The sequence below is a fragment of the Bacillus sp. F2HM genome (assembly GCF_019266135.1).
GTDB classification, from domain to species: domain Bacteria; phylum Bacillota; class Bacilli; order Bacillales; family Bacillaceae; genus Bacillus; species Bacillus safensis.
On record NZ_LRMO01000022.1, the window covers coordinates 34,783 to 51,853 of the forward strand.

Consider the following 17,071-nt stretch of genomic DNA (forward strand, 5'->3'; position numbering starts at 1 on the left):
CCGGTTTCTTTTATTTTGACTGATTCGGCATGAGACACAAGATCAATGCGTGAAAAGGGCGTATGAACGGGAAGAAGAGGAGAGAGCTTGCCACATTAAACAGCAGACTGAAATGCGCAATCTGCTGGGCGGGTGAGCTTGCGAGAAGGGCGACAACCTCTGTAATCAGGGCGAGAAACGGCAGGCATAAAAGAACCCCAAGCACATTAAACACGACGTGTGCATAAGCCGTTTGACGTGCTGCGTAGCCGCCAGATATCGCAGCCATCACAGCCGTAATACATGTCCCAATATTGGACCCCAACACAAAGCTGATGCCTTCCTGAAGTGCCACAGTTCCTTCATTCATAAATCCCATTAAAATACCGATACAGACTGAGCTCGAATGAACAATTGCTGTGAAAATGGTACCCGAAAGCAGCGCTGTCCAGTCTGAATGCTGCATCATTTCAAGAAAACGCAATGTCTCAGGCTGGCTTGTCATCATCCCTGCAATTTTTGAAAAGCCTTGTATGCAAAAAAAGATCATCCCGAGCCCAAATAAACTTTTTCCTGCATGTCTAAAAGATGTCCTGCCAAAAAGGATAAATACAATACCGGCTATGATCAAAACCCACATGAACACGTCCATTTTAATGGCGATAAATTCTGTCGTAAACGTGGAGCCGATATTGGTTCCAAGAATCATTGGGATCGATTTTTTAAAAGAGAGAATGCCAGTACTGACAAAGCCAATGACGATGACCATAAAAGCAGAACTGCTTTGTAGAACCCCTGTAAACACAATGCTGACCAAGAATGCTTTTACCGGGTGATCTGTAAAGAGAAGAAGTGATTTCTCAATACGAGACGAAGCAAGCGCCATTAATCCTTTTCTCAGCAAACCCATTGACCATAAAAAAATGAAAATAAGTGCACAAAAATAAATGATCGCCATCATAGAAAAGTCCTCCTCTTACCAATGAATATATGGACTTGTCTACCTGCTCATGACGAAAATATATTTCCAAATCACTTAGTTGACCTCACACTAGGCTTATATTATAATGTCTAGGTACATGTTTTGCATGTATATCTTTTTTTAATGCAGTCGATTGGTGTATTCGGAGGGAGGGAAAGAGAATGTCAAAAACGGTCGTTAGAAAAAACGAATCGCTTGAAGATGCTCTTCGTCGCTTTAAACGCAGTGTATCCAAAACTGGAACATTGCAAGAAGCAAGAAAGCGTGAATTTTATGAAAAGCCTAGCGTAAAGCGTAAGAAAAAGTCTGAAGCTGCTAGAAAACGTAAATTCTAAAGAGGGTGGATTTTATGAGTCTTCTTGAGCAATTAAATTCTGATATGAAGCTTATGATGAAAAACCGTGAGAAAGACAAGCTTGTTGTCATTCGTATGGTAAAGGCTTCGCTGCAAAATGAAGCAATTAAGCTTAAGAAAGACAGTTTGACCGGCGATGAGGAACTAACCGTCCTTTCCCGCGAGATTAAGCAACGTAAAGACTCCCTCCATGAATTTTCGAAAGCTAATCGCTTAGATTTAGTAGATAAAGTTCAAAAAGAGATTGACATATTAGACGTTTATTTACCTGAACAGCTTTCTGAAGAAGAACTGCAAACGATCGTGAAAGAAACGATCACTGAAACAGGTGCTTCCTCGAAGGCTGATATGGGTAAAGTCATGAGCGCTATTATGCCAAAAGTAAAAGGTAAAGCTGATGGAGCTGTCATTAACAGACTTGTCAGCGAGCAGCTGTCTCAATAAAAAGTATCCTTCTATTGTTAGAAGGGTACTTTTTTTATGCCCTCGTGATTCTGTCATATAAAAATGAAACCTATGATACATTTGTAACGTATGTAAAGGAACAGTAAAATGGAAGAAAGAGAGGAGGGATCACCAAATAGATGAAAAAAATAAAAATTTCTATTGCTCTCTTCAGTTGTTTTATAATATGCTTGTTATTAGGGGTTCAATTGACCGCGAAATCAGCAGATCAGAAAGTTCATGTTATCCCAATTGAAGATACAGTAGAAAAAGGACTTTCTAAATTCATTGAACGATCGTTTGAGCAGGCAAAGTCCGAACGGGCGAAGCATATTATTCTCGACATCAATACACCGGGTGGTGCAGTCGATGCAGCGCTTGAGATCGCAGATACTATACGTGCTTCCGATATCCCAGTAACAGCGTTTGTCAATCATAGAGCGCTTTCAGCCGGGGCCTTCATCGCGTTAAATGCCGATCAAATCTATATGACCCCGAATGGAAAGATGGGGGCTGCTGCGATCATTGATGGAGAAGGCAATGCTGCCGATCAAAAATCTGAATCTTTATGGCTTGCTGAAATGAGTGATGCTGCCGAAAAGCAGGGGCGTGATCCAAAGTATGCTCTTGCCATGGCGGATATAGATATAGACGCAAAAGAAGCCGGTGCACCAAAAGGAGAATTGCTCACCTTCAACACAGACCGGGCGCTGCAATTCGGTTATGCAGAAGGGGAAGCAAAAAATATGGATGACTTGCTTCAGAAGCTGAAATTAAAAGATGCTTCTGTTCAATACGATGAAGTGAGCTTTGCTGAAAAGGTTGCGCGTTTTCTTACGCACCCAATTGTCATCCCAATCCTTTTATCCATTGCAAGTTTAGGGTTAGTTGTTGAGCTCTATTCTCCTGGCTTTGGGGTCCCGGGCACCATGGGAGTGACAGCGCTTCTTCTATTCTTTTATGGTCATCTCGTGGCAGGTTTTGCAGGATATGAGACGTTGTTCCTGTTTTTAGCAGGGATTGCACTCATCATTCTGGAATTGTTTTTGCCAGGGGGAATCGTAGGTGTCATTGGACTGATCTGTGTCGTTGTCAGCTTATTTTTAGCAGCTGGAAGCTTTACAGAAATGGCGATTTCCATCTTGATTGCCACTGCTGTTTCAATCATAGCAGTTATTTTATTGACAAAGGTGTTGGGGAAACGTATGAAATTCTTTAAAAAGTTCATTTTAACCGATTCAACCAATAAGGAAAGCGGTTATGTCTCCAATGAAACAAGAGAGGATCTTGTTGGACAAATCGCAGTGACAGCTACCGCACTTCGTCCATCTGGTACGATCGTACTCGGAGATGAGCGCATTGATGTTGTGTCAGAAGGTGCCTTTATCGATAAAGATGAACAAGTAAAAATTGTGAAAGCGGAAGGCTCACGCATTGTCGTGAGGAAAGTATAGATATACTGATTTTAGAGGAGGAATAAAATGGATCCATCTACTTTACTATTATTTGTGATTATCGCAGCAGGTTTGATTGTTCTATCGATCTTTTTCACCTTTGTACCGGTGATGCTGTGGATTTCTGCCCTAGCGGCTGGCGTAAAAGTGAGCATTTTTACACTTGTAGGAATGAGACTGCGCCGAGTGATACCAAACCGAGTGGTCAATCCGCTCATCAAAGCACATAAAGCAGGTCTTGATGTGTCGATTAACCAGCTGGAGAGCCACTATCTTGCAGGTGGTAACGTGGACCGAGTGGTGAACGCATTAATTGCAGCTCAACGCGCGAATATCGAATTGAACTTTGCCCGCTGTGCAGCCATCGACCTAGCAGGCCGTGACGTACTAGAAGCAGTTCAAATGAGTGTAAATCCTAAAGTCATTGAAACACCATTTATCTCTGGTGTTGCGATGGACGGGATTGAAGTCAAAGCAAAAGCACGTATTACAGTTCGTGCAAACATCGACCGACTTGTCGGTGGTGCAGGAGAAGAAACAATTATTGCCCGTGTAGGTGAAGGGATTGTCTCTACAATCGGTTCATCAGATAATCATAAAAAGGTTCTTGAGAATCCTGATATGATATCTCAAACGGTTCTTGGTAAGGGATTAGATTCAGGTACTGCATTTGAAATTCTCTCGATTGATATCGCAGATGTTGATATCGGTAAGAACATCGGGGCAATTCTACAAACAGACCAAGCAGAAGCAGACAAAAATATTGCACAGGCGAAAGCAGAAGAACGCCGCGCAATGGCTGTTGCACAAGAACAAGAGATGCGTGCAAAAGTTGAAGAAATGCGCGCGAAAGTCGTAGAAGCAGAGGCTGAAGTACCACTTGCAATGGCTGAAGCATTACGTGAAGGCAATATTGGTGTCATGGACTACATGAACATTAAGAATATCGATGCTGATACGGATATGAGAGATTCATTTGGCAAAATGACAAAAGGTCCATCTGATAATGAAAACAAATAAGCATCCTCTCACGCTTTAAGGAGGGAGCCCATTGGACATTCTATTTGAAAATCCGCTACTAATTGCGATTATCATCGGTATCATCTCTGCCGTCTTTGGGAAGATCGGCAAACAAGAGGAGAACGAAGAGCAGAATCAGCAAAAGAAGCCCGCTCCTCAGCGTAAGCAGGTGCCCCAAAAGCAAACAAAGCAAACAAGTCCAGATCCAGTCGTGACGGATCAGCTGGACGATTTCGGTGATGTGCATGATCATGGCGGGATGAAGAAAAAAACTTCTCAGTCCTTACAAGATCGCTATACGGCTACACTTGCCGAAATGGAAGAAAGAAAAAACGAGCTGAACAAAGAGTTCCAATCGCTTGAAAGAGAGCTGACAAGGCCAAAGGCTGCATCTGCTGAAGAGAAGCCAAAAATCATTGAGAAGCTGAACCAAGATACAATTGTTCAAGGAATGCTCCTTGGAGAAGTATTTGGAGAGCCGCGCGCGAAAAAGCCGCACAGAACGATGAAACGGCCATATAAAAGATAAAGAAGAAAGCCCCCTTTTTCATAAAGGGGGCTTTTTTTGCCTGATGACGATTTTTCTTGAAGAAAATGCTGAAAAGGCTATTTTACGGGATTCATTAGCATGATATGAACCCCTGAGGAATAGGATGATATAGAGGCTTTCTCATCAGTCTCACCATCTTTCAGTTTGATCTCATACACATGAGGTGGGAAGGGGTTCTTATTGAATGGGAAAAAGAAAAAATCGACTTAAAGCATGGCTGACAAGAACACTTGAAATCCCTCCAGACGTGATGATGGATCTTCCCCGTATTACGATGGTTGGCAGACTCCACATTTACATAGAGAACCATAAAGGGCTTTTGCTTTTCAGTGATCAAGAGGTAAGGCTGATGCTCAAACAGGGACAATGCATTATTTCAGGGAAAGATTTTGTGATTAAAACGATTTTGCCAGAAGAGATTTTATTGGAAGGGAAAATCGATGAGGTCCGTTATATTGATTCTTAACTGACGGAGGGGAGAAGCGTGAAGAATAAATGGTTCGCCTATTTTATTGGCAGAGTGGAAGTGGAGATCAAAGGAAACGGCATTGAGCGGCTCATTAATGAGTGCACGAGGCAGGGGATCACAATGTTTCAAGTGAGCCGCCGTCAAGACAGCGTGCGCTTATTTATTCGCTTATCAGATGTACATGCCTTCAGAAAAGTACGCAGACATCATGACGTGACATGTTCATTTCATCAAAAAAAGGGCTTTCCATTTCTACTCCTATGGTCAAGGAAGAATATCGGATTTACCCTTGGGATTGTATGCTTTCTAGTGACGATATTGGCGCTTTCAAACATGGTATGGAAAATTGATATTAAAGGAGCCAATCCAGAAACTGAACATCAAATGAGAAAGCATTTAGACGACATTGGGGTGCAAAAAGGACGTTTTCAGTTTCTCATGGGAACACCTGAAAAAATTCAAAAATCCCTTACAACCAATATTCCAAGCATCACATGGGTCGGCGTAGAACTAAACGGCACAACCTTTCAAATGAAGGTTGTGGAAAAAAATGAACCCGAAAAAGAGAAATACACGAGTCCTCAGCATATCGTCGCCAAGAAAAAGGCTGTCATCACGAGAATGTATGTAGAAAAAGGGGAGCCGCTTGCTGCGGTTGATGAACATGTAAAGAAAGGACAGATGCTTGTCTCTGGACTCATTGGCAGCGAAGATCAGCAAAAAACGGTAGGAGCCAAAGCGAAAATCTATGGTGAAACGTGGTATCGTTCAGAAGTTTCTGTCCCTCTTCGAACATCTTTTGACGTCTTTACGGGTAAAATGAAGACAAAGCACAAGCTCTCCGCATTTGGAGGCTCACTGCCATTTTGGGGCTTTTCTTTTAAAAAGGATGATTTTAAGCAGCCAAAAACAGAAACAGAAGTTCATCCGCTTCATTTCTTAAACATGCAGCTCCCATTCTCTTATGAAAAGGAAATCACACGTGAAAGTGAGAAAATAAATCGAGAATACACAAATAAAGAAGCGGTTCAAGCAGGGATTAAAATGGGTAAAAAAGAATTAGAAGAGAAGCTAGGTCAAACAGGAGAGGTGAAAAGTGAAAAAGTTTTGCACGAGACAACAGGGAATGGTAAAGTTAAGTTAATCATCCTTTACCAAGTAATAGAAGATATTGTTCAACCAACACCTATTGTTCAGGGAGACTAGAGAATGACAGAACATTTACTTGAGATTCAACAAAAATTGGATAGCCCAAACGAAGCGATTGCTTTATTTGGCAATCAAGATGCTTATCTGAAACTAATGGAAAACGAGCTGAACGTCTCCATTATTACGCGTGGAGAAAAAGTGTATGTTTCTGGTGAGGAAGCATCAAGAGATACAGTAAGCCGTTTGATCACATCTCTTTTACATCTCATCCGTAAAGGAATTGAGATATCTGAACGGGATGTCGTCTATGCCATTAAAATGGCGCAAAAAAACAAGCTGAATTATTTTGAAAATATGTATGAAGATGAAATTACGAAAAATGCCAAAGGAAAATCGATCAGGGTGAAAACAATCGGCCAGCGGGAATATGCTGCGGCGATGAAAAAAGATGACCTCGTCTTTGGAATTGGACCCGCTGGTACAGGGAAGACGTATTTGGCAGTTGTCAATGCGGTACATTCACTGAAAAATGGACATGTAAAACGGATTATCCTGACAAGACCAGCTGTTGAAGCAGGAGAGAGCCTTGGCTTTTTACCAGGTGATCTAAAGGAAAAAGTAGATCCTTATTTAAGACCACTATATGATGCCCTGCATGATGTGCTTGGCAGTGATCATACGGAACGTTTAATCGAGCGCGGCGTGATTGAAATAGCGCCCCTTGCCTATATGAGAGGCCGGACGCTTGATGATGCATTTGTGATTTTAGATGAAGCGCAGAATACAACACCTGCCCAAATGAAAATGTTTTTGACGAGACTTGGGTTTGGCTCTAAAATGGTCATTACAGGAGATATTACACAGATTGATCTGCCAAAGGGCATGCAGTCAGGTCTTGCGGCTGCAAAGGACATGCTTGCAGAGATCAAGGGCATCTCATTTATTGAATTAGACCAGACAGATGTGGTCAGACACCCGCTTGTGGCGAAGATCATTGGCGCATACGAAAAGCAAAAATGAACTGAGTGACCCGATCGTCTTCATCGGGTCATTTTGTTTCGATCGTGGTTTAAAGTAAAAAAGGAGGTACTTTCCTTGAGAAAGAATCAAAAAGGCAGTAAGCGCAAAAGAATGCTGTCTAAAAAAGAACCTCAGAAAATGGAGCGCTCACGTTATTTAAATGTTTTGCTGTACGCTGGTTTAGCAGCCATTTTATTCGTGGTGCTCTTCTTCCATGTAAAGCCTGAATCGCTCGACTTAGATTTATTTTCAGTGAGCGAACAGACCATCTATTCTCCGTCAACCGTTGATGATCAAGAAGCGACAGAAGAAAAGAAACAAGAAGCAACAGATCAGGTAGAAGATCAATATACGCTCAAAAAAGCGTATTCTGATAATCGTGTAGACCTCATCTCATCCCTCTTTGAAGCCATTAAAGAAGAGAAGAAAGCAGCTGATGATAAAGAGAACGCGCCATCAGATCAAGAAATGGTCAAGCGTGTCAAAGAAAAGCTTACAACAGATATGCAGGAGGCTGTTTCGGATCAATCCATCAAAGCACTGCTCCAGGCAAGTGATGAAAATCTCTCATTTACTAAGGATTCCATCATCACAGTGGTGAATTCACTGATGAGTAAAGAAATCACAGCAGCGAAATTACAAGATGAGAAAAAACAAGTCAAAACAGAGCTTAAAAACAATTCAATTCCATCAAAATACTTAAATGCAGCGAAAGAAATCGGTGAATTTGCGATCATTCCAAACTATGTATTTGACCCAGTGGCAACAGAGAAGAAAAGACAGGAAGCGGCTGACAATATTCAGCCTGTGCAAATTAAGCAAGGACAAATCTTAGTTGAAGAAGGAGAGCTCATTGACCGGGAAGTTTATCGCAAATTAGAACTCACGGGTCTGTTAAACAGCTCAAATTTATTTAAGCCTGTAAGTGGTCTTCTTATATTAATTGGACTTTTCTTAGCAGCGATTGTTCATTCCCTTGAATCGAGGAAAAAATCGCTTGTCCATAAGAATAAGTCGTTACTGCTTTACTCGCTTATTTTCACGATTATATTAATTATCATGGAAGTGTTCAGCCTCTTCCAAGAAACGAAGTATACGACGATAGGCTATGTCGTGCCAGTGGCACTTGGCACGATGCTAATCAAGCTGCTCATTAATGAGCGATTAGCGATCTTCTCCGGTCTTGTATTTGCTCTTTGCGGCAGTATGATGTTTAATCAAGGAGTAACCGGCGTCTTTAACTATGTGATCTGCGCTTATTATCTGATGAGCGGGATGGCGGGTATTTTATTTTTAAGAAAACATAATGCAAGATCTAAAATATTGCAGGCTGGGCTTTTGGTAGCTTTGGTGAATGTACTTGTGGTTTTATCCATTACACTCATCCAAAACTCTTCACCATCAGGGCTTGAAATCGGTGTGAACCTTATGATGGCGATTGTGTCAGGGTTTGCATCATCTATCTTGGTTATTGGGTTAATGCCTGTTTTTGAGAGCATGTTTGGTATTCTTTCCACAATGAAACTGATTGAATTATCCAATCCAAATCATCCGCTGCTCAAAAAGATTTTAACCGAGACACCAGGTACATATCATCATAGTGTCATGGTGGCGAATTTAGCGGATGCTGCATGTGAAGCAGTCGGCGCAAATGGTCTTTTAGCAAGAGTCGGTGCTTATTATCATGACATTGGGAAAACGAAAAGACCGCAGTACTTTATCGAAAACCAAATGAACATTGATAATCCGCATGACAAGCTTTCTCCTCAGCTGAGTAAAAATATTATTATTGCCCATACGACAGATGGCGCTGATATGCTGAGAGAAAAGAAGTTTCCTGAAGAACTTGTCGACATTGCCGAACAGCATCACGGGAAGTCTCTTTTAAAGTTCTTTTACTATAAGGCGAAAGAGCGTGATGATCAGGTGACAGAAGAAGAATTCCGTTACCCTGGTCCAAAGCCGCAATCAAAAGAAGCAGCGATTATTTCTGTGGCTGACAGCGTTGAAGCGGCGGTTCGTTCGATGCATAATCCAAATCCAGAGCGGATTGAAAAGCTTGTCAAAGGCATTATTTCAGATAAAATGCAGGACGGGCAATTTAGTGAGTGTGACCTCACATTTAAAGAATTAAATATTATCAGCCAAACGATTTGTACAACATTAAAGGGGATTTTCCATTCTCGGATTGAATATCCAGATGCCCCGAAGCAGAAGGTGAAGTAAATGACATTGTTAATCGATTTAATAGATGAAACAGGACAAGTATCAAAAGAGCAGCTTGAAGAAGTGGAAAAGCTTCTTCAGTTTGCTGCAGATGAACTTGAGGTCAAGGATCAAGCGGAAGTATCAGTGACGATCGTTTCGAATGAAGAGATTCATCAAATCAATAAAGAATACCGCGGAAAAGACGCACCAACAGATGTGATCTCCTTTGCACTTGAGGAAGAAGGAGAAGGGGAGATTGAAATCATTGGAGCGGATGATATCCCGCCTGTACTTGGTGACATTATCATTAGTGTGGATCGAACGAAAGAGCAGGCAGAGGAATATGGACATTCCTTTATGAGAGAGCTTGGATTCTTAACGATTCATGGCTTCCTCCATTTGCTTGGGTATGATCATATGACAGAGGAAGAGGAAAAAGAAATGTTCGCCAAACAGACAAAAATCTTGGATGATTATGGTCTTTCGAGATCATCGTAAGAAAAGAAGGCCGCTCGCCCGTTTTTTTCGGAGTTTTTACTATGCATTTAGAGGAATATGGCGAACTTTCTTGAATGAACGGAATTTTCGATTTCACACAGTCGCAGCCATCATCGTGGTGATCTGCGGCTTTTGGTTCCGCATAGACCCATTTGAATGGCTGATCATTCTTCTTCTTTGCGGGGGAATGTTTGCGCTTGAGCTTGTCAATACAGCCATTGAACATACAGTGGATCTGATGACAGAAGAAAGGCACCCGCTTGCAGAGAGAGCGAAGGACGCTGCGGCAGGCGCTGTTTGCGTTTACGCCGCGATTTCGGTTATGATTGGGTTGATCATCTTCTTACCGAAGATCATGCAATAGAACAATATTACTATTTATTAACATTTTTAGAAATGGGCGTGAAAATGTCACGTGAATTATGTAAAATATAAATGTGACAGTGGTACCATTTCTTCTGAAAGTGGGAACTAGGAATGAACAAACAAGAGTTGATTTCAGAAGCAATCAAAGCAAGAGATTTTGCATATGTACCCTATTCTAAATTCAAAGTCGGTGCAGCATTACTGTCGAATGATGGAAAAGTGTATGGCGGCTGCAACATTGAAAATGCAGCATATGGTATGTGTAATTGTGCGGAAAGAACAGCACTTTTTAAAGCCTATTCAGAAGGCATTACATCTTTTCAAATGTTAGCAGTGGTGGCTGATACAGACCGTCCTGTTTCGCCGTGCGGCGCATGCAGACAGGTCATTTCAGAGCTATGTGCACCTGATATGCCAGTGATTCTAACGAACTTAAAAGGACATATATACGAAACAACAGTAAATGAACTATTGCCAGGCGCATTTTCACCGGAGGATTTAAATGACTAACGAAAGTTTCAAATCAGGATTTGTATCAATTATTGGAAGACCAAATGTAGGGAAATCAACCTTTCTTAATCGTGTCATTGGACAAAAGATCGCCATCATGAGCGATAAGCCCCAAACGACGCGAAACAAAGTGCAAGGTGTTTTGACAACCAACACATCACAAACGATCTTTATCGATACACCGGGGATTCATAAACCTAAGCATAAGCTTGGTGATTTTATGATGAGGGTGGCTCAAAATACACTGAAGGAAGTCGACCTGATCTTGTTTATGATCAACGCACAGGAAGGCTATGGCAAAGGTGATGAATTCATCATTGAACGACTAAAGCAAACATCTACACCGGTGTTCCTAGTCGTTAATAAAATTGACCAAATTCATCCAGATGAACTGTTCCTTTTAATTGATGAATACCGCACACGTTACCCATTCAAGGAAATTGTGCCCATTTCAGCTCTTGAAGGAAACAATATCGACACGCTTCTTCAGCAGATTGAAGGTTATCTTCCAGAGGGCCCTCAATTTTATCCGGCAGATCAAGTAACAGATCATCCAGAACGGTTTATTATTTCTGAATTAATTCGTGAAAAAGTGCTGCATTTAACGAGAGAAGAGATTCCGCACAGTATTGCGGTTGCGATTGAATCGATTAAGCCAGATGAAAACGGCAAGATCCATGTCGCGGCGACCATTGTCGTAGAACGTGATTCGCAAAAAGGGATCGTCATTGGTAAACGAGGCAGCTTGTTAAAAGAAGTGGGACAAAAAGCGCGCAGAGATATTGAAGCACTTCTAGGCTCAAAAGTGTATTTAGAGCTTTGGGTCAAAGTTCAGAAGGACTGGCGTAATAAATCCACTCACTTGCGTGACTTCGGATTTAGAGAAGACGAATATTAAAAAATCGCGCATTTGTCAGCAAATCTGACAATGGTGCGGTTCGATTAGTAAAAATTGTTTATCATGAAATGGAGGTAGCCTGGTCAAGATAAAATTAATATGTTGGATGTAGCGTTGCTGCTTCTAATAAAGAAAGGTGGGGTTTTTATGTTGAATTTTACATGGAACGTATTTTCACAAACAGGAAGCGTTGACACGTATCTGCTTTTCAAAGAGTTAGAAAAGGAGAACCTGGAAAGACCCGATGTACTTGAAGAAGAAATAGCACGATTTGATTTTCCAATCTTATAATTCTTGACCCCCTCCAGCGTTCGGAGTGTAGACAAATGCTCATTAAAAGTGAAGGAATCGTCCTTAGAACAACAGATTATGGCGAAACAAACAAAATTGTCACGCTGCTCACAAGAGAACATGGAAAAATTGGCGTGATGGCAAGAGGCGCAAAAAAATCAAACAGCCGCCTGTCAGCCATAAGCCAGCCGTTTTTATACGGCACCTTTCTTATCCAATCATCAACAGGACTTGGAACGCTCCAGCAAGGCGAAATGATTGAAAGTATGCGGGCCATTCGGGAAGACTTATTTCTGACCGCATATGCCGCATATATGACGGAATTGATGGATAAAGGGACAGAAGAAAAAAAGCCAAACCCTTATTTGTTTGAGCTTCTGCTTCAATCTCTGCGTCATCTCAACGAAGGCACAGATGCTGATATTATTTTATTTATCGTAGAGGTTAAAATGTTATCAGTGATGGGGATGAAGCCTGAACTTGATCAATGTGTTCACTGTGGTCAAAAAGAAGGGCAGTTCCATTTCTCGATAAGAGATAACGGCTTCATTTGCCAAAATTGTTTTTCGAAAGATCCATATAAACTGCCCTTGTCCCCCGCAGCTGCAAGGCTGCTCCGTTTGTTTCATTATTTTGATTTATCAAGGCTTGGTCAGGTTGATGTGAAGCCGCAGACGAAACAAGAAATTCGTCAAGTGCTTGATCACTACTATGACGAATATTCTGGCCTCTATTTAAAATCAAAAAAATTCATGAATCAGATGGAATCCATGAAAAAGCTAATGGGTGACGAAAACAAAAGTTGACATCTCCCATGACTTTTTGTAAGATCATCTAAGATAAAATATGTTGCATTGACAGAAAGAAGTACTTACGTAAAATCCATAAAAGCGACCTTAGGGCGGTGTGAGCTAAGGATGGAGGCGTAACGAAAGGCATTCTTGAGCAGCGTAAAACAAAGCGGCTGGATGCTACGACACCAGCAAATAGGGTGGAACCGCGGGAAAAACTCTCGTCCCTATGTTTGCAAAGAACCTTGCGAGCATAGAGACGGGAGTTTTTGTGTTCTCTTACAAGGTTCTAATCCCACCCGCCATACATAGCGGTTGGTGTAGAAAAGATGGAGGTGCGATCATTGAATATTCAAGACATGATTTTGACGCTGCAAAAGCATTGGTCAAATGAAGGCTGCGTATTAATGCAGGCGTATGACACAGAAAAAGGTGCCGGAACGATGAGTCCATACACGTTCCTCAGAAGCATCGGCCCAGAGCCATGGAAGGTAGCATATGTAGAGCCTTCAAGACGCCCGGCTGATGGCAGATATGGAGAAAACCCAAATAGATTGTATCAGCATCATCAATTTCAAGTGATCATTAAGCCATCACCTGACAATATTCAAGAACTATATCTTGAATCATTGAAGGCACTTGGCATTGACCCGCTGAAACATGATATTCGTTTTGTGGAAGACAACTGGGAAAATCCATCTCTTGGCTGTGCAGGACTTGGATGGGAAGTATGGCTTGATGGGATGGAAATTACACAATTCACGTATTTCCAACAAGTCGGCGGCTTAGAATGTAAGCCGGTTTCTGTTGAAATCACATACGGTATTGAACGTCTTGCTTCTTACATCCAGGACAAAGAGAATGTCTTCGATCTTGAATGGACAGACGGATTTACGGTCAGAGATTTATTCTTAATGGCTGAATATGAGCACTCTGTTTATACATTTGAAACATCTAATACTGACATGCTGTTCGAGCTATTTACAACCTATGAGAAAGAAGCACATAGTCAAATGGACAAAGGGCTTGTTCACCCGGCATACGATTATGTCCTCAAATGCTCTCATACGTTTAACCTGCTTGATGCAAAGGGCGCTATTTCTGTGACTGAGCGAACTGGTTATATCGGAAGAGTGCGTCAGTTAGCAAGAAAAGTAGCCAAAACCTATTATGAAGAACGCGAAAAATTGGGATTCCCTATGCTAAAAGAGGAGGCGGCTTCTCATGAATAAACAAGATGTATTACTTGAAATCGGCTTAGAAGAGATGCCGGCTCGTTTCATGCCAGAGAGCACAAAACAGCTAGGTGAGAAAGTAAAAGCATGGTTTGAAACGCAAAATATTTCATTCGAAGAGACTGCTTTATTCAACTCACCAAGACGTCTTGCTGTACTTGTGAAAGGTGTCGCAGAAAAACAAGAAGACATCAAAGAAGAAGCAAAAGGCCCAGCTAAAAAGATTGCCCAAGATGCCGAAGGCAATTGGACAAAAGCTGCTGAAGGCTTCGCCCGGGGCCAAGGTGCTTCAACAGATGATCTCTATTTCAAAGAGATCAAAGGAGTGGATTATGTCCATGTCCAAAAGTTTCAAGAAGGTAAGCAAGTCAAAGACCTTCTGCCAGCGTTAGGTGAGATCGCTGCTTCATTAAGCTTTCCAAAGAACATGAGATGGGGAAGCGAAGATTTACGCTATATCCGTCCGATTAAATGGATTGTTTGTTTATTTGGACAAGAGATTGTACCTGTTGAAATTGCTGGTGTGAAAAGTGGCCGTGAAACAAGAGGACACCGTTTCCTTGGAACAACAGCCAGCATTGACACACCTGCTTCCTATGAACAAACATTGCGCGATCAATTTGTGATTGCAGACTCAGATAAAAGAAAACAATTAATTACTGAACAGCTAAATGCGCTATCTTCAGAAAAAGGCTGGGTCATTCCTGTTGATCCTGAACTTCTAGAAGAAGTGAATGATCTTGTAGAATACCCAACTGTGCTGTTTGGTTCCTTTGAAGAGGAGTTTCTTGCATTGCCGGAAGAAGTATTGGTGACAACAATGAAAGAGCATCAGCGCTACTTCCCTGTGAAAAATGAGCAAGGAGAATTATTGCCGCACTTTATTACAGTCAGAAATGGAAACAGTGAGGCGCTGGAAAATGTCGCAAGAGGGAATGAAAAAGTACTTCGTGCGCGTTTATCAGATGCTGCATTCTTCTATAAAGAAGACGAAAAACTAGTGATTGAAGACAATATTAAAAAGCTTGATAAAGTGGTATTCCATGAGAAACTTGGAACAATCGGCGACAAGCTGAAGAGAGTGACAGACATTGCAACTCGTCTAGCGGCGCATGTCGGGGCAGATGACGAAACCACTAAACGTGTGGCGAGAGCAGCAAGTATTTCGAAGTTTGATCTTGTGACTCAAATGGTCTATGAATTCCCAGAATTACAAGGAATCATGGGTGAGAAATATGCAAGAGCTCTTGGTGAACATGAAGAAGTAGCAAGAAGCATCAACGAGCACTATATGCCGCGCTTTGCTGGTGACGAGGCGCCATCCACTTTGATTGGTGCGATTGTGGCAGTAGCAGATAAGCTTGATTCTATTTGTTCATTCTTCTCAATTGATGTAATCCCAACGGGTTCTCAAGACCCTTATGGACTTAGAAGACAAGCGAGCGGTATCGTTCAAATCCTGCTCGACCGTCATTGGAATATTTCATTTAAAGAGCTGTTAGCACTTGCTCAAGTAAAGGCAGAACATGAAGCTGCTCTGATTGAATTTTTAACGCATCGTTTAAAGTATGTTCTTCAAGCAGAGCATATTCGCCATGATGTTGTTGATGCAGTGCTGGATGTTGAAAATATTGAGCCATATGCAGTCGTCAAAAAAGCAGCTGTTCTTGAAGAGAGTGTGAAACAAGAAAGCTTCAAAGAAACGGCTGAAGCATTGGGACGCGTCATTTCAATCAGTAAAAAAGGGGAAGACGCAGAGATTCAGCCTGAACTGTTTGAAAATGAATATGAGCAAAAGCTGTTTGAGGCGTATCAGCAAGTAGAGAAAGCTGTAAAGGAACATGTAGCAGCAGCACAATACAGCCTGGCACTTGAGGCGCTAGATACGTTAAAAACACCGATTGTTCATTATTTCGATCATACAATGGTTCATGCGGATGATGAAAAACTGAAGCGAAATCGTTTGGCACAAATGGTCAAACTAGCCAAAGTCATTCAATCATTTGCGAATATGAACAATTTAATTGTAAAATAAATACCTAAGAACGGTTGCCTTTTCCGAAGGGCAATCGTTTTTTACTCATTTAATTCACGGTTTTTGAGTGGATTTTTGTTTCATTCGGACAAAGATGCGCTATAATATGATGAGTTATGAAAATGATATACATAAAATAAAGATTTCGCTCTCTCTATTTAAAGGTGGTGAGTACAATCGAGTTAAATAAACGGCAAGAGCAGATTTTACAGATTGTCAAAGAGAATGGTCCGATCACTGGAGAGCATATCGCCGATCGGCTGAACTTAACAAGGGCGACCCTCAGACCGGATTTAGCCATTTTAACAATGTCAGGCTTTTTAGAAGCAAGACCAAGGGTCGGCTACTTTTTCACAGGAAAAACAGGCACGCAGCTTCTCGCAGATAAGCTGAAAAAACTTCAAGTGAAAGACTTTCAATCCATTCCAGTGGTGATACATGAGAATGTTTCGGTTTATGATGCGATTTGTACGATGTTTTTAGAGGATGTGGGCACATTATTCGTTGTGGACGATCACTCTATTTTAACAGGTGTGTTATCAAGAAAAGACCTCCTTCGCGCAAGTATAGGGAAACAGGAGCTTCCATCTATCCCTGTCCATATTATTATGACAAGAATGCCGAACATCACCGTTTGCCGCAAGGAAGATTTCATTATGGATGTGGCGAAGCACTTGATTGAAAAGCAAATAGATGCACTTCCTGTGATAAAAGATACGGATAAAGGCTTTGAAGTGGTCGGTAGAATTACGAAAACAAACATGACGAAAATACTTGTTAGCTTATCGGAGAACGAAATAATCTAATGACAGAAGAC

At 41.5% G+C, this 17,071-nt stretch carries 19 protein-coding genes and 1 other annotated feature; of the genes, 18 read left to right on the forward strand and 1 reads right to left on the reverse strand.

Annotated elements, in window-relative coordinates; translation table 11 throughout:
- Positions 1-10 precede the first annotated feature (10 nt).
- Positions 11-940 carry a Na/Pi symporter gene (locus tag AWT60_RS14135; RefSeq protein ID WP_075623531.1) on the reverse strand — a complete coding sequence of 310 codons (930 nt, stop codon included), beginning with the start codon at positions 938-940 and terminating at the stop codon, positions 11-13.
- 182 nt (positions 941-1,122) lie between these two features.
- Between AWT60_RS14135 and rpsU the strand changes: the two genes are divergently transcribed.
- The 18 genes from rpsU to ccpN all read left to right on the forward strand — a co-directional run bounded on the left by rpsU (position 1,123) and on the right by ccpN (position 17,060).
- Positions 1,123-1,296, forward strand: coding sequence for a 30S ribosomal protein S21 (rpsU, locus tag AWT60_RS14140; RefSeq protein ID WP_003152957.1), 174 nt, complete (start codon positions 1,123-1,125; stop codon positions 1,294-1,296).
- 14 nt (positions 1,297-1,310) lie between these two features.
- The gene (locus tag AWT60_RS14145) at positions 1,311-1,760 is read left to right on the forward strand and encodes a GatB/YqeY domain-containing protein (RefSeq protein ID WP_024423028.1); all 450 of its coding nucleotides are present in this window, start codon (positions 1,311-1,313) and stop codon (positions 1,758-1,760) included.
- A gap of 140 nt (positions 1,761-1,900) precedes the next feature.
- The gene (locus AWT60_RS14150) at positions 1,901-3,214 is read left to right on the forward strand and encodes an NfeD family protein (RefSeq protein WP_041106925.1); all 1,314 of its coding nucleotides are present in this window, start codon (positions 1,901-1,903) and stop codon (positions 3,212-3,214) included.
- Positions 3,215-3,241: 27 nt separating this feature from the next.
- Positions 3,242-4,234: a flotillin-like protein FloA gene (gene floA, locus AWT60_RS14155; RefSeq protein WP_041106923.1), complete on the forward strand. Its 993-nt coding sequence runs from the start codon at positions 3,242-3,244 to the stop codon at positions 4,232-4,234.
- Between the two features lie 31 nt (positions 4,235-4,265).
- Entirely contained in the window at positions 4,266-4,763 is a 498-nt protein-coding gene (locus AWT60_RS14160) for a hypothetical protein (RefSeq protein ID WP_076840452.1), read from the forward strand.
- Between the two features lie 205 nt (positions 4,764-4,968).
- A complete protein-coding gene (gene yqfC / locus AWT60_RS14165; RefSeq protein ID WP_012010618.1) occupies positions 4,969-5,250 on the forward strand; it encodes a sporulation protein YqfC in 282 nt (93 codons plus the stop codon).
- A gap of 18 nt (positions 5,251-5,268) precedes the next feature.
- Positions 5,269-6,459, forward strand: a complete 1,191-nt coding sequence (gene yqfD, locus AWT60_RS14170; RefSeq protein ID WP_024427959.1) for a sporulation protein YqfD — start codon at positions 5,269-5,271, stop codon at positions 6,457-6,459.
- 3 nt (positions 6,460-6,462) lie between these two features.
- Positions 6,463-7,422, forward strand: coding sequence for a PhoH family protein (locus AWT60_RS14175; protein WP_024423023.1), 960 nt, complete (start codon positions 6,463-6,465; stop codon positions 7,420-7,422).
- A 114-nt stretch (positions 7,423-7,536) separates the two neighbouring features.
- Positions 7,537-9,648, forward strand: a complete 2,112-nt coding sequence (locus AWT60_RS14180; RefSeq protein ID WP_369810472.1) for an HD family phosphohydrolase — start codon at positions 7,537-7,539, stop codon at positions 9,646-9,648.
- A complete protein-coding gene (gene ybeY / locus AWT60_RS14185; protein ID WP_041106915.1) occupies positions 9,649-10,128 on the forward strand; it encodes an rRNA maturation RNase YbeY in 480 nt (159 codons plus the stop codon).
- Positions 10,106-10,492: a diacylglycerol kinase family protein gene (locus AWT60_RS14190; RefSeq protein WP_075623736.1), complete on the forward strand. Its 387-nt coding sequence runs from the start codon at positions 10,106-10,108 to the stop codon at positions 10,490-10,492. The genes ybeY and AWT60_RS14190 overlap by 23 nt, the downstream gene beginning before the upstream one ends.
- Before the next feature lie 113 nt (positions 10,493-10,605).
- Positions 10,606-11,004 (forward strand): cytidine deaminase, encoded by a 399-nt coding sequence (locus tag AWT60_RS14195; protein WP_008356263.1) that lies wholly within the window; start codon positions 10,606-10,608, stop codon positions 11,002-11,004.
- The gene (gene era / locus AWT60_RS14200) at positions 10,997-11,902 is read left to right on the forward strand and encodes a GTPase Era (RefSeq protein WP_007501305.1); all 906 of its coding nucleotides are present in this window, start codon (positions 10,997-10,999) and stop codon (positions 11,900-11,902) included. The genes AWT60_RS14195 and era overlap by 8 nt, the downstream gene beginning before the upstream one ends.
- Positions 11,903-12,049: 147 nt before the next feature.
- Positions 12,050-12,193 (forward strand): YqzL family protein, encoded by a 144-nt coding sequence (locus AWT60_RS14205; protein WP_003217288.1) that lies wholly within the window; start codon positions 12,050-12,052, stop codon positions 12,191-12,193.
- Positions 12,194-12,228: 35 nt separating this feature from the next.
- A complete protein-coding gene (gene recO, locus AWT60_RS14210) occupies positions 12,229-12,999 on the forward strand; it encodes a DNA repair protein RecO (RefSeq protein WP_218677390.1) in 771 nt (256 codons plus the stop codon).
- 39 nt (positions 13,000-13,038) lie between these two features.
- Positions 13,039-13,216, forward strand: a binding site (T-box leader).
- A 112-nt stretch (positions 13,217-13,328) separates the two neighbouring features.
- Positions 13,329-14,216, forward strand: coding sequence for a glycine--tRNA ligase subunit alpha (gene glyQ / locus AWT60_RS14215; RefSeq protein WP_012010611.1), 888 nt, complete (start codon positions 13,329-13,331; stop codon positions 14,214-14,216).
- A complete protein-coding gene (gene glyS / locus AWT60_RS14220; RefSeq protein WP_218677391.1) occupies positions 14,209-16,254 on the forward strand; it encodes a glycine--tRNA ligase subunit beta in 2,046 nt (681 codons plus the stop codon). Before glyQ ends, glyS begins: the two co-directional genes overlap by 8 nt.
- Positions 16,255-16,421: 167 nt before the next feature.
- Positions 16,422-17,060: a transcriptional regulator CcpN gene (gene ccpN / locus AWT60_RS14225; RefSeq protein WP_024423017.1), complete on the forward strand. Its 639-nt coding sequence runs from the start codon at positions 16,422-16,424 to the stop codon at positions 17,058-17,060.
- The last annotated feature ends 11 nt before the right edge of the window (positions 17,061-17,071 follow it).

Coding starts and splice junctions, on each gene's coding strand:
- recO (WP_218677390.1), top strand. CDS start 12,229: ATGCTCATTAAAAGTGAAGGAATCGTCCTTAGAACAACAGATTATGGC.
- AWT60_RS14195 (WP_008356263.1), top strand. CDS start 10,606: ATGAACAAACAAGAGTTGATTTCAGAAGCAATCAAAGCAAGAGATTTT.
- AWT60_RS14135 (WP_075623531.1), bottom strand. CDS start 940: ATGATGGCGATCATTTATTTTTGTGCACTTATTTTCATTTTTTTATGG.
- rpsU (WP_003152957.1), top strand. CDS start 1,123: ATGTCAAAAACGGTCGTTAGAAAAAACGAATCGCTTGAAGATGCTCTT.
- AWT60_RS14145 (WP_024423028.1), top strand. CDS start 1,311: ATGAGTCTTCTTGAGCAATTAAATTCTGATATGAAGCTTATGATGAAA.
- AWT60_RS14175 (WP_024423023.1), top strand. CDS start 6,463: ATGACAGAACATTTACTTGAGATTCAACAAAAATTGGATAGCCCAAAC.
- AWT60_RS14150 (WP_041106925.1), top strand. CDS start 1,901: ATGAAAAAAATAAAAATTTCTATTGCTCTCTTCAGTTGTTTTATAATA.
- AWT60_RS14190 (WP_075623736.1), top strand. CDS start 10,106: ATGGTCTTTCGAGATCATCGTAAGAAAAGAAGGCCGCTCGCCCGTTTT.
- floA (WP_041106923.1), top strand. CDS start 3,242: ATGGATCCATCTACTTTACTATTATTTGTGATTATCGCAGCAGGTTTG.
- AWT60_RS14205 (WP_003217288.1), top strand. CDS start 12,050: ATGTTGAATTTTACATGGAACGTATTTTCACAAACAGGAAGCGTTGAC.
- yqfC (WP_012010618.1), top strand. CDS start 4,969: ATGGGAAAAAGAAAAAATCGACTTAAAGCATGGCTGACAAGAACACTT.
- era (WP_007501305.1), top strand. CDS start 10,997: ATGACTAACGAAAGTTTCAAATCAGGATTTGTATCAATTATTGGAAGA.
- glyS (WP_218677391.1), top strand. CDS start 14,209: ATGAATAAACAAGATGTATTACTTGAAATCGGCTTAGAAGAGATGCCG.
- ybeY (WP_041106915.1), top strand. CDS start 9,649: ATGACATTGTTAATCGATTTAATAGATGAAACAGGACAAGTATCAAAA.